Genomic DNA, 12,235 nt, shown 5'->3' with positions numbered 1-12,235 from the left:
CTGAGCATACCAGCAGGGATTCCTCCGGAGTCCCCGGTCGGCGGCCTAGCCCTCAACAGGAGATACGAGCCATTCGCAGACCAATGAGAGCCATGCCGGTGCCGCAGAAGGACGGACCGCGCGCCAACCGAGACATTCGCGGTGTTCGCGAAGTGCAGCTGATCGACGATGCAGGGCAGAACCGAGGCGTTGTGCCCTTCTTCGATGCCCTCAAGGTGGCCGAAGAGGCCGGCCTCGATCTCGTAGAGATCTCGCCGAACGCCAATCCTCCCGTCTGCAAGATCCTCGATTACGGTAAATTCCGCTTTCTCGAGCAGAAGAAGGCCGCCGAGGCCCGAAAGAAGCAGAAGACGGTCGAGGTCAAGGAAATCAAGCTGCGTCCCGGCATCGACGACCACGATTACGAGGTCAAGATGAAGGCCATGAAGGGCTTCTTCGAGGAAGGCAACAAGGTGAAGATCACCCTGCGCTTCCGTGGCCGCGAGATGGCGCACCAATCCCTCGGTCTGAAGGTGCTGGACCGGGTCAAGGCCGATGTGGGCGATCTGGCCAAGGTCGAGATGGAGCCGAACTTCGAGGGCCGCCAAGTCGTCATGGTCCTGGCGCCGCGGTAAGGGCTCTCTTTCCCAAGCGAAATTCACGGCCGTCGGGGTTCCGGCGGCCATTGCTTTTTGGGCGCCCTTCTGTCATAAGCCGCCCTTCATTGAACCGCCCGGCTGTTAGGGCTGCCGTGGCGGTTCGTTTTGCTCAATGCAGCAATGAAAAGGCCAAGGTGCGGCTTGCCGCTCCGGACGCCTGTCCAAAGGAGAGCCAAATGCCCAAGCTGAAGACGAAGTCTGGCGCGAAAAAGCGCTTCAAGATCACTGGCACCGGCAAGGTCGTTTACGCCCAGGCCGGCAAGCGCCACGGGATGATCAAGCGGACCAACAAGCAGATCCGCAACCTGCGCGGCACCACGACCCTGTTCGAGGGCGATGCGTACAACGTGAAGAAGTACTTCCTGCCGAACGGCTAAGGCGGTTCTTTCTCTACATCCCGGATTTTGAAGGAGTTTTTCCATGGCCCGCGTCAAACGGGGCGTTACCGCCCACGCCAAGCACAAGAAGGTTTTCAAGGCCGCCAAGGGTTTCTACGGCCGCCGCAAGAACACGATCCGCATCGCCAAGCAGGCGGTCGAGAAGAGCATGCAATATGCCACTCGCGACCGTCGCAACAAGAAGCGCACCTTCCGCGCTCTCTGGATCCAGCGTCTCAACGCTGCCGTCCGCACGCATGGCTTGACCTATTCCCGATTTATCGATGGTCTCGGCAAGGCTGGGATCGAGGTGGATCGCAAGGTTCTGTCCGAAATGGCCATCCATGAGCCGGCGGCTTTCGCCGCTTACGTGGACGCCGCCAAGGCCGCCCTGCCGCAGCAGGCCGCCTAAGGTCGGATAGACCGGATTTCGGTGCGGCTGGCCTGTTCAGCCGCACCGCCTTACTCCCCCTTCTCCGAGACCATTCGCGCTGACGGCCTTTTTGCGCTGTCGGTCGCACTTTCGCGGCTCGGAAGACTTGACGGTTCCCGCGCCGCGCCTCACTCAAGGCGCCTGAATTTGGCGCACGCATCTGGCCAGGGACCGATGACCACCGATCTCAACCAACTCGAAACTGACCTGCTGACCCAGGTCGATGCCGCCGGCGACGAAGCGGCTCTCGAAACCGTGCGCGTTGCCGCGCTCGGCAAGAAGGGCTCCGTCTCCGAGCTCCTGAAAACCCTCGGCTCCATGACGCCCGAGGAGCGCAAGGAACGCGGACCGCTCATCAACGGCCTGCGCGACAAGGTGCAGACCGCCATCGCGGCCAAGAAAGACACGCTCGCCGAGGCCGCGCTCGAAGCCCGACTGACGGCCGAGCGCATCGACGTGACGCTCCCCGTGTCCGAGGCGCCCGAAGCCCGTGGCCGCATCCACCCCATCAGCCAGGTGATCGAGGAACTGACGGCGATCTTCGCCGATATGGGCTTCTCCGTGGCCGAGGGACCGGACATCGAGACGGATTACCTCAACTTCACGGCCCTCAACTTCCCCGAAGGTCATCCGGCCCGGGAAATGCACGACACCTTCTTCCTCGCTCCCGACGAGAAGGGCGAGCGCAAGGTGCTGCGCACGCATACCTCGCCGGTGCAGATCCGGACGATGACGTCGAAGGCGCCGCCGATCCGGGTGATCATTCCCGGCCGGACCTATCGCCACGACTCGGACCAGACCCACACGCCGATGTTCCACCAGGTGGAAGGCCTCGTCATCGACAAGCAGGCCAACATCGCGCACATGAAATGGGTCCTGGAGGAGTTCTGCAAGGCCTTCTTCGAGGTCGAGCAGGTGAAGATGCGCTTCCGCCCGTCGTTCTTCCCCTTCACGGAACCATCCGCCGAAGTGGACATCCAGTGCTCGCGCAAGGGCGGCGAGATCCGCTTCGGCGAGGGTACGGACTGGCTCGAGATCCTGGGATGCGGCATGGTCCATCCGAACGTGCTGAGGAATTGCGGTCTTGATCCCGACGAGTACCAGGGCTTCGCCTGGGGCATGGGCATCGACCGCATCGCCATGCTGAAATACGGCATGCCGGACCTGCGCCCCTTCTTCGAGGCCGATGTGCGCTGGCTGAACCATTACGGCTTCCGCCCGCTCGACATCCCGAGCCTCGTGAGCGGCCTGACGTCATGAACAGCCTCGACGCCCAGCTGGATAGTCTCTCGAAGGAAGAGCGAGAGATTGCCGTAAAGGAGCTGAGGCAGGCGTTCGATGCGCGTTTGAGGCCGCATGGCTTCAAGCGCGATGCCTTGACCTGGCGTCTTCTGACGCCCGATGCTGTCTGCCTGGTGAATATTCAGAAGTCAGCCGGGGGAGGGCGCGTTTATGTCAATCTCGGCATCTTGCTCCGCTGGATCGAGGATATTCAGGACCCTAAAGAATACGAATGTCACCTTCGCTCGCGGATAGCGGGGCTCTGTCCACCTGATCTCGAGCCGAGGCTCGATACCGTTTCCTATACTGACATCTTCAGCAAGTCGGAGCGCTTGTCCCTTCTGGTCGATGCACTGGAGCAGTTTGCCATTCCTGCGATGCTCGGCATGGCTACAAGGGAAGCGCACCATAAGTTTCTAGAGAGCTACGAGAACGCTCCCACTCGAGCATCTGGTGCCTGGGGCTTGGCGCAGCCGGCCGTGATACAGAAATTCCGCGAGTCAAAGTCATGAAATTCACCCTCTCCTGGCTGAAGGATCACCTCGACACCTCGGCCTCCCTCGACGAGATCGTCGAGACGCTCACCCGCATCGGCCTCGAGGTCGAAGGCGTCGAGGACAAGGCGAAGACGCTGGCGCCCTACAAGGTGGCCTATGTGATCTCCGCCGTGCAGCACCCCAATGCCGACCGCCTGCGCGTCTGCATGGTCGATACGGGCGAAGGCGCGCCGATCCAGGTCGTGTGCGGCGCTCCCAATGCCCGCACGGGCATGAAGAGCGTGTTCGCGCCGCCCGGCACCTACATTCCGGGCAAGAACATCACGCTGGGCGTCGGCACCATCCGGGGCGTCGAGAGCGCCGGCATGCTGTGCTCGGCGGCGGAGCTCGAAATCTCCGATGATCACGACGGCATCATCGACCTTCCAGCCGATGCGCCCGTGGGCGTTCCCTACGCGGCCTATGAAGGCCTCGACGATCCGGTGATCGAGATCAACCTCACGCCGAACCGGCCGGACTGCACGTCGATCCACGGCATCGCCCGCGACCTTGCGGCCGCCGGCCTCGGCACGCTCAAGAACGATGCCGTCACGCCCATCCAGGGCGAGGGGGCCTGCCCGGTCTCGGTGACGATCGAGGACGGGAAGCTCTGCCCGGCCTTCGCCCTGCGGCTCGTGCGCGGCGTGAAGAACGGGCCGTCGCCCGAATGGATGCAGCGCCGTCTGCTCTCCATCGGTCTTCGTCCGATCAACGCCCTGGTGGACATCACCAACTACATGACCTTCGACCGGGGCCGTCCTCTCCACGTCTTCGACGCCAGGAAGGTGAAGGGCAACCTCACAATCCGCCGGGCGAAGGAGGGCGAGGAGGTGCTGGCGCTCGACACCCGCACCTACAAGCTCGATCCGGGTGTCGTGGTGATCGCCGACGAGAACGGCGTCGAATCCATCGGCGGCATCATGGGCGGCGAGCATTCTGGCTGCGACGAGACAACGACCGACGTGCTGATCGAATCGGCTCTCTGGGACCCGCTCAACATCGCGCAGACGGGTCGCAAGCTCGGGATCATCACCGATGCCCGCTACCGCTTCGAGCGCGGCGTCGATCCGGCCTTCACGCTGCCGGGTCTCGACCTCGCCACCAAGCTGGTCATGGATCTGTGCGGCGGTGAGCCGTCCGAGGCTCTCGTGGCGGGGCAGGTTCCGGACAACCGGCTCACGGTCGAGTTTCCCTGGTCGGAAGTGCCGCGCCTGTCAGGCCTCGACGTGAAGCCTGCCGAATCCGAGACGATCCTGAAGAAGCTCGGCTTCGGTATCCAGGGTTCCGGCGACCGCGTGAGTGTCACGGCCCCGTCCTGGCGGCCCGACATCGACGGCAAGGCGGATCTCGTCGAGGAGGTCATCCGCATCGCCGGCGTCGACCGCATCGAGCCTCAGCCGCTGCCGCGCCTCGAAGCCGCCGTCGCCAAGCCCATCCTGACCCTGATCCAGAAGCGTACACGCCTCGCCCGCCGCTCGCTGGCCGTGCGCGGGCTGGTGGAGGCCGTCACCTGGTCCTTCATCGCCAAGAGCGAGGCCGAGCTGTTCGGCGGCGGCGATGCGCGGCTTGCGCTCGCCAACCCGATCGCGGCCGAACTCTCCGACATGCGCCCGAGCCTGCTGCCGGGCCTGCTCAAGGCCGCGCAGCGCAACGCGGATCGCGGCTACGGCGACGTGGCGCTGTTCGAGGTCGGCCAGACCTTCGCGTCGGATGAGCCGGAAGGTCAGTCCATCAAGGCCGCCGCCGTGCGTCGCGGTACCGCCCGGGCCGAAGGTGTCGGCCGTCACTGGGACGGTGGCGCCGAGGCCGTCGATGCTTTCGACGCCAAGGCGGACGTGCTGGCCCTGCTGGCCGCGCTCGGCATCCCCTCCGGCGGTCTCCAGATCGTTGCCGGAGGTCCGGCCTGGTTCCATCCCGGCCGTTCGGGCACGCTGCAGTTCGGACCCAAGAACGTGGTCGGCTCTTTCGGAGAGGTTCATCCCAAGGTCCTGAAGGCGCTCGACCTGAAGGGGCCGCTGGTCGCCTTCGAGCTCAACCTCAACGCGCTGCCGCCGCCCAAGGCGAAGCCGACCAAGATGAAGCCGAAGCTCAACCTGCCGGACTTCCAGCCGCTCACCCGCGACTTCGCCTTCGTGGTCGGCCGCGCCGTGGCCGCCGGCGACATCGTGAAGGCCGCGCAGGGGGCCGAGCGCCAGCTGATCGTGGGCGTCGACGTGTTCGACATCTACGAGGGCACCGGCATCGACCCGGACAAGAAGTCCGTGGCCATCGCCGTCACCCTGCAGCCGACGGAAAAGACCCTCACCGATGTGGAGATCGAGGCCGTCTCGGCCAAGATCGTCGGCGAGGTCGCGAAGAAGACCGGCGCGGTGCTGCGGTCTTGAACACGGGCCTAACCCTCTCCCCAAAAGGGGAGAGGGTTTAGCGCGATGTGCCACTCAACGGGTTCCCCTCATCCCAGCCGTAGCGGACCGTGTCGAACCGCATCCCACGTGCATCGACCATCAGCAGGCGCCCCACGAGGCTCTCGCCGAAGCCGACGATCTCCCGGATCACTTCCAGGGCCATCAGGCTGCCCATGACGCCCGCCAGGGCGCCGAGGATCCCGGCCTCCGCGCAGGTCGGGATCGCGCCGGCCGGAGGCGGGGAGGGGAAGAGGCAGCGATAGGTAGGGTTCGGCTTGCCGTCCGGGCCGTTCTCATGAGCCCGGATCGTCGTGAGCGAACCGTCGAACTGGCCCAGGGCGGCCGTCACCAGGGGCTTCTTCTCGAAAAAGCAGGCATCCGACACCGCATAACGGGTGTCGAAATTGTCCGAGCCGTCGGCCACGATATCGTAGCCGCCGACCAGGCCGCGGGCGTTGTCGGGCGTGAGGCGGGTCAGATGGGGTTCGACCGCCACGTGCGGGTTGAGGCGCCCGACGGCCTCCGCCGCGCTCTCCGCCTTGGGCCGGCCGAGATCCGGCGTGGAATGGATCACCTGCCGCTGCAGATTGGAGAGGCTGACCGCATCGTCGTCGACGATCCCGATGGCGCCTATGCCGGCTGCGGCGAGGTATTGGATCAGGGGCGCGCCTAGCCCGCCGGCGCCGATCACGAGCACGCGCGCGGCCTTCAGTTTCAGTTGTCCCGGCCCGCCCACGTCCCGGAGAACGAGGTGGCGGGCATAGCGGTCGATTTCGTCGGAGGTGAGCGGCATGTCGTGACCTTACGGGAATGAGTTTGGCTATCAACCATTCCGTCAGCATCCGACCCAAAAGTGGAAGGCACTTGTGGGATCCATCGGATGCTTGGATTGACATTGACGCATCGTTCTTGCGGAAAACCGGGGCCACTTTTCCGCACGATGCGTGAAGGAAATAACATGCTGTCTTGACAGGGGCCTTGGCGTTGTGACCCTTGCCATGCCATCGTCATGGGGCAACCGGCACCAAGCCGGCGTCTAACAGGGAACAAAGCCGATGACAGTAACCAAGTTCGGCCTCGCGCTCGCGGGCCTCGCCTTCTCCGCTTCGGCTGCCTTCGCGCAGCAGGCGGCCTTCAAGCCCGCGATCGTGTACGATCTCGGCGGCAAGTTCGACAAATCCTTCAACGAGGGCGTCCACACGGGCGCCGAGAAGTTCAAGAAGGACACCGGCACCGATTACCGCGATTTCGAGCCGCAGAACGACGCACAGCGCGAGCAGGCCCTGCGCCGCTTCGCCCGCGACGGTTTCTCGCCCATCGTGGCCGTCGGCTTTTCCCAGGAATCCGCTCTGAAGAAGGTCGCCGAGGAGTTCCCGAAGACCCAGTTCGCCATCATCGACGCCGTCGTCGAGAAGCCGAACGTGGAATCCATCGTGTTCAAGGAGCACGAGGGCTCGTTCCTGGTCGGCCTCCTGGCGGCCCAGGCCTCCAAGTCCGGCAAGGTCGGCTTCGTGGGCGGCATGGACATTCCGCTCATCCGCAAGTTCGCCTGCGGCTATGTCCAGGGCGTGAAATACGCCAAGAAGGACGCCGAGGTGTTCCAGAACATGACCGGCACGACAGGCGCGGCCTGGAACGACCCGGTGAAGGGCGGCGAACTCGCCAAGAGCCAGATCGATCGCGGCGCCGACGTGATCTACCATGCGGCCGGCGGCACCGGCGTGGGCGTGATGCGCGCCACCGCCGACGCGGGCAAGCTCGGCATCGGCGTCGACTCGAACCAGAATGCCCTGCATCCCGGCAAGATCCTGACCTCCATGGTCAAGCGCGTGGACGTGGCGACCTACAACGTCTTCGACCAGGCCAAGAAGGGCTCCTTCAAGAGCGGCCTCCAGGTTCTCGGCCTCAAGGAAGACGGCGTGGCCTGGGCGCTGGACGACAACAACAAGTCGCTGATCACCCCCGACATGAAGGCCGCCGCCGACAAGGCCGCCGAAGGCATCAAGTCCGGCTCCATCAAGGTGCACGACTACATGTCCGACTCCAAGTGCCCGATGTAAGATGAAGCACGGTTTGGCCGCAGGCCCGCAAAGGCCTGCGGCCAAATCTTTTTCGACCAGATTTAGTTTTTCCGATAAGATCCGGCTCCTGTTTCGTCATTGCCGGCAGATCCTTCGAGGCCGATGTCCCCAGCCATTGAACTCATCGCCATCAACAAGAGCTTCGGCGCCGTTCACGCCAACAAGGACGTGAACCTGCGGGTCGAGCGCGGCACGATCCACGGCATCGTCGGCGAGAACGGCGCGGGCAAATCGACCCTGATGTCGATCCTGTACGGCTTCTACGAGGCGGATTCCGGCGAGATCCGCGTCAACGGCAAGCCGATTTCCATCCGGTCCCCCAACGATGCCATTCATGCGGGCATCGGCATGGTTCATCAGCACTTCATGCTGGTCGAGCCCCTGAGCGTGGTCGACAACGTGATGCTCGGCGCCGAGGGCGGCGCCATGCTGCGCGCGGGCGAAGCCAAGGCGAGGGCCGAGCTGGCGCGGCTCGCCAGGGATTACGGGCTGGAGATCGACGTGGATGCCATCGTGGGCGACCTCTCCGTCGGCCTGCAGCAGCGCGTCGAGATCCTGAAGGCCCTCTATCGCGGCGCCGATATCCTCATCCTCGACGAGCCCACCGCCGTGCTCACGCCGCCTGAGGCGGATGCCCTGTTCGGGCTGCTCCGCTCGCTCAAGGAGCAGGGCAAGACCGTCATCCTCATTACGCACAAGCTGCGCGAGATCATGGCGATCACGGACCGCGTCTCGGTCATGCGGCGCGGCGAGATGGTCGCAAGCGTCGAGACCGCCGACACCTCGCCGCCGGAGCTCGCGGAGCTGATGGTGGGGCGTCGCGTGCTCCTGCGCGTCGAGAAGGCGGAGAAGATCCCCGGTGCGCCTCTGCTCGAAATCGGCGACCTGACCGTCGTCGATTCACGCGGCGTGGTGCGCGTGGCGAATGCGTCTCTGACGGTTCGCGCGGGCGAGATCGTCGGTATCGCAGGGGTGGCCGGCAACGGCCAGAGCGAGTTGCTGGAAGCCATCGCCGGCATGCGCCAGCCTGCGCTCGGCTCGATCCGGCTCGAGGGACGGGACATTCCGTCCTCGGAGCACAACCCGCATCGCATGCGCCAGCTCGGCCTGCTGCACGTGCCGGAGGACCGGCTGCGCATGGGGCTCGTCCCGGCCTTTCCGGCTTTCGAAAGCGCCATCCTGGGCTTCAGCGACGAGCCCCGGCTCGGCCGCGGGCCGATCCTCGACCATGACCGCCTGATCGCGGATCTCGAACGGAAGATGGAGCAGTACGACGTGCGCCCGCCCGCGCCGCGGCTGAAATCGTCCAAGTTTTCCGGCGGCAACCAGCAGAAGATCGTGCTGGCGCGCGAGATCGAGCGCAACCCGAAGGTGCTCCTCGTCGGCCAGCCGACGCGCGGCGTCGACATCGGGGCCATCGAGTTCATTCACCGTCGCCTGATCGCCTTGCGCGACGCGGGCGTCGCCATCCTGCTCGTCTCGGTGGAGCTCGACGAGATCATGAACCTGTCCGACCGTATCCTCACCATGTGCGGCGGCCGGATCACCGGCGAGCGCAAGGCTTCCGAGACCAACGAGCAGGATCTCGGCCTGCTCATGGCCGGCGTGACGGACGAGGCCGCCTGATGCAACCACGACTGACCCTCGTCACCCTTGGCGTCGCCGATCTCGCGAAGTCCCGGGCCTTCTACGAGGCCTGGGGCTGGAAGGCATCGAGCGCCAGCCAGCCCAGCGTCGCCTTTTTCCAGGCGAACGGTTTGGCGCTCGGTCTCTTCGGTCGCGCCGATCTCGCGGCGGATGCGGGTGTCGAGGACAAGCCAACCGCCTTTGCCGCCATCACGCTCGCCTACAATGCCCGTTCCAAGGAGGAGGCCGACGAGGTCTATGCGCTTGCCGTGAAGGCCGGCGCGCGTCCCGTCAAGCCGCTGCACGATGTGTTCTGGGGCGGCTATTCGGGCTATTTCGCCGATCCCGACGGGCATCTCTGGGAAGTCGCCTGGAACCCGTCCTTCCCTCTTGATGAGCAGGGCCACATGTTCCTGCCGGATTCTCAGACGTGAGCGCTCCCCTCGACCTGCCCAAATGGGCCGACACGGTCCTCGTGCCCGCCATTTCCGTGGTGGCGGCCTTCCTCGTCGCCGGCCTCGTCGTGCTCGGCATCGGTGAGAACCCGCTCTCGGCAACCCGCTTCCTGATCCAGGGCAGCCTCGGCACCGGGGAGGGGCTCGGCTTCACCCTGTTTTACATGACCGACTTCATCTTCGTCGGTCTCGCGGTCGCGGTCGCCTATCATGCCGGGCTGTTCAACATCGGTGGCGAAGGGCAGGCGACGCTCGCGGGCCTCGGCATCGCGCTCGTGCTCAACAATCTCACTTTCCTGCCGGGCTTCCTGCTGATCCCACTGGGCATTCTGGGTGCCGCCGCCTTCGGCGCCGCCTGGGCGGCCGTTCCGGGTTATCTCCAGGCGAAGCGCGGCAGCCACATCGTGATCACGACGATCATGTTCAACTGGCTTGCCAGCGTGCTGATCGTCTACCTGCTCGTGAACGTGCTGCGCGAGCCCCAATCCATGAATCCGGAAACGCCGGCCTTCCCGGAGGCAGCGAGCATTCCTTTCATGCATGACGTCTTCGCCGCCTTCGGCATCCAGATCCCGGCCTCGCAGCTCAACCTCACGCTGGTGCTGGCTCTGGCGGCGTCCTATTTCGTGTGGCTTCTCATCTATCGCTCGCGCCTCGGCTATGCGATCCGCGTCGTCGGCTCCAATCCTACGGCGGCGGTCTATGCAGGCATCTCGCCTGCGCGGATCATCATCATCGCGATGGTCATCTCCGGCGCATTGGCAGGCGGCCTCGCGGTCAACGAGCTCATGGGCTACCAGCACCGCCTGCTGCTCGAATTCACCTCCGGCTACGGTTTCGTCGGCATCGCGGTGGCGCTCATGGGACGCGCGCACCCCGTCGGCATCATCCTGGCCTCGCTCCTGTTCGGCATTCTCTATCAGGGCGGTGCGGAGCTCGCCTTCGAGCAGCCGGCCATCACCCGCGACATGGTGGTGGTGATCGGCGGCATCATCATCCTGTTCGCCGGCGCCCTCGATGGGCTGTTCCGGCGCGCCGTGGCGCATCTGTTCACGCGCCAGAAACTGGCGAGGGCCTGAGCCATGGAACTCAGTTCTCTCGTCACGGTCTTCGACTCGGCCCTGCGGCTCTCGATCCCGCTTCTCGCCGCCTGCCTGGCCGGGCTCTGGTCCGAGCGGTCGGGCGTGGTGGATATCGGTCTCGAAGGCAAGATGCTGGTGGCGGCCTTCGCGGCGGCTGCGGCCGCCTACGCCTTCGGCTCGGCCTGGATCGGCCTGATCGCCGGCATCGGCGCATCGGTGGTCTTCGGCCTCATCCACGGCTTCGCGTCCATCAGCCAGCGCGGCAACCAGATCGTGTCCGGCGTCGCCATCAACATGCTGGCGGCGGGCTTGACCGCCATCGTCGGCAACGCCTGGTACAACCAGGGTGGACGCACGCCGCCGCTGGAGGGCGCGCAGCGCTTCGAGGACGTGATCTTCGGCCATTCGGCTCTCGTCTATGTGGTGCTGCTCGCCGTGCCGCTCACCTGGTTCGTGCTGGGGCGCACCCGCTTCGGCCTTCGCCTGCGCGCCGTCGGCGAGAACCCGGCCGCCGTCGATACGGCGGGCATCTCGGTCACCGGACTGCGCTACACCGCCGTCGTCATCGGGGGCGTCCTCTGCGGCATCGGCGGGACGTATCTCTCGGTCGGCCAATCGGCCGGCTTCCTGAACAACATGACGGCCGGCAAGGGCTTCATCGCGCTTGCAGCCCTCATCTTCGCCAAGTGGCGGGCATGGCCGGCCCTCGGCGCGTGCATCCTCTTCGGACTGCTCGACGCCATCTCCATCCGCCTGCAGGGCATTGCGCTGCCGGGGATCGGCGAGGTGCCGGTCCAGGCCATTCAGGCGCTGCCCTATCTCATGACCGTCATCCTGCTCGCAGGCGTCATCGGCAAGGCCATCCCGCCGCGCGCCGCCGGCGTGCCCTATGTGAAGGAGCGCTGAGCATGACGTCGCTCGACATTCTGTTCGAGGCCGCCAAGGCGATCCAGGCCAAAGCCTATGCGCCCTATTCGCGCTTCAAGGTCGGCGCCGCGATCGCCACGCCCGACGGCAGGATCTTTACCGGCTGCAACGTGGAGAACGCCGCTTATCCGGTCGGCTCCTGCGCCGAAGCGGGCGCCATCTCGGCCATGATCGCGGCCGGCGAAAGCCGCATCGCGGCCATCGTCGTGATGGGCGAGGGCGAGCATCTCGTCACCCCCTGCGGCGGCTGCCGCCAGCGTATCCGCGAATTCGCCGCGCCCGACACGCCCATTCACATCGCCGGTCCCGAGGGGATCCGGAAAAGCTTCACGCTCGACGAGCTTTTGCCCTTCTCGTTCGGACCGGACAATTTGACGGATCGCTGAGTTCTGTC

Annotated in this window: 13 protein-coding genes; 12 read left to right on the top strand and 1 reads right to left on the bottom strand. The window is 65.3% G+C overall.

What is annotated here, in order from left to right:
* Positions 1-92: 92 nt before the first annotated feature.
* The 6 genes from infC to pheT all read left to right on the top strand — a co-directional run bounded on the left by infC (position 93) and on the right by pheT (position 5,649).
* Positions 93-614: a translation initiation factor IF-3 gene (infC, locus tag H0S73_RS21385; RefSeq protein ID WP_245435431.1), complete on the top strand. Its 522-nt coding sequence runs from the start codon at positions 93-95 to the stop codon at positions 612-614.
* 200 nt (positions 615-814) lie between these two features.
* Positions 815-1,015, top strand: coding sequence for a 50S ribosomal protein L35 (gene rpmI, locus H0S73_RS21380; protein ID WP_036362945.1), 201 nt, complete (start codon positions 815-817; stop codon positions 1,013-1,015).
* A 43-nt stretch (positions 1,016-1,058) separates the two neighbouring features.
* Positions 1,059-1,427 carry a 50S ribosomal protein L20 gene (rplT, locus tag H0S73_RS21375; protein WP_009494554.1) on the top strand — a complete coding sequence of 123 codons (369 nt, stop codon included), beginning with the start codon at positions 1,059-1,061 and terminating at the stop codon, positions 1,425-1,427.
* A gap of 195 nt (positions 1,428-1,622) precedes the next feature.
* Positions 1,623-2,708, top strand: a complete 1,086-nt coding sequence (gene pheS / locus H0S73_RS21370; RefSeq protein ID WP_181054025.1) for a phenylalanine--tRNA ligase subunit alpha — start codon at positions 1,623-1,625, stop codon at positions 2,706-2,708.
* The gene (locus H0S73_RS21365) at positions 2,705-3,241 is read left to right on the top strand and encodes a DUF4304 domain-containing protein (RefSeq protein ID WP_181054024.1); all 537 of its coding nucleotides are present in this window, start codon (positions 2,705-2,707) and stop codon (positions 3,239-3,241) included. The genes pheS and H0S73_RS21365 overlap by 4 nt, the downstream gene beginning before the upstream one ends.
* Positions 3,238-5,649: a phenylalanine--tRNA ligase subunit beta gene (pheT, locus tag H0S73_RS21360; RefSeq protein ID WP_181054023.1), complete on the top strand. Its 2,412-nt coding sequence runs from the start codon at positions 3,238-3,240 to the stop codon at positions 5,647-5,649. Before H0S73_RS21365 ends, pheT begins: the two co-directional genes overlap by 4 nt.
* 37 nt (positions 5,650-5,686) lie before the next feature.
* Here pheT and H0S73_RS21355 read toward each other — a convergent pair whose 3' ends face one another.
* Positions 5,687-6,463, bottom strand: coding sequence for a HesA/MoeB/ThiF family protein (locus H0S73_RS21355; protein ID WP_181054022.1), 777 nt, complete (start codon positions 6,461-6,463; stop codon positions 5,687-5,689).
* Between the two features lie 262 nt (positions 6,464-6,725).
* Here H0S73_RS21355 and H0S73_RS21350 point away from each other — a divergent pair, with 262 nt between their 5' ends.
* From H0S73_RS21350 to H0S73_RS21325, 6 genes are all read left to right on the top strand, one after another.
* Complete coding sequence (locus H0S73_RS21350; protein ID WP_181054021.1) at positions 6,726-7,730, top strand: BMP family lipoprotein; 1,005 nt, start codon at positions 6,726-6,728, stop codon at positions 7,728-7,730.
* Positions 7,731-7,853: 123 nt separating this feature from the next.
* Positions 7,854-9,377 (top strand): ABC transporter ATP-binding protein, encoded by a 1,524-nt coding sequence (locus H0S73_RS21345; protein WP_181054020.1) that lies wholly within the window; start codon positions 7,854-7,856, stop codon positions 9,375-9,377.
* Positions 9,377-9,811, top strand: coding sequence for a VOC family protein (locus tag H0S73_RS21340; protein WP_181054019.1), 435 nt, complete (start codon positions 9,377-9,379; stop codon positions 9,809-9,811). The genes H0S73_RS21345 and H0S73_RS21340 overlap by 1 nt, the downstream gene beginning before the upstream one ends.
* The gene (locus tag H0S73_RS21335) at positions 9,808-10,911 is read left to right on the top strand and encodes an ABC transporter permease (RefSeq protein ID WP_181054018.1); all 1,104 of its coding nucleotides are present in this window, start codon (positions 9,808-9,810) and stop codon (positions 10,909-10,911) included. Before H0S73_RS21340 ends, H0S73_RS21335 begins: the two co-directional genes overlap by 4 nt.
* Positions 10,912-10,914: 3 nt before the next feature.
* A complete protein-coding gene (locus H0S73_RS21330) occupies positions 10,915-11,820 on the top strand; it encodes an ABC transporter permease (protein WP_181054017.1) in 906 nt (301 codons plus the stop codon).
* Between the two features lie 2 nt (positions 11,821-11,822).
* The gene (locus H0S73_RS21325; RefSeq protein WP_181054016.1) at positions 11,823-12,227 is read left to right on the top strand and encodes a cytidine deaminase; all 405 of its coding nucleotides are present in this window, start codon (positions 11,823-11,825) and stop codon (positions 12,225-12,227) included.
* The last annotated feature ends 8 nt before the right edge of the window (positions 12,228-12,235 follow it).

Source organism: Microvirga mediterraneensis (genome assembly GCF_013520865.1).
Lineage (GTDB): Bacteria > Pseudomonadota > Alphaproteobacteria > Rhizobiales > Beijerinckiaceae > Microvirga > Microvirga mediterraneensis.
This window is presented reverse-complemented; position numbering and strand designations above follow the sequence as displayed.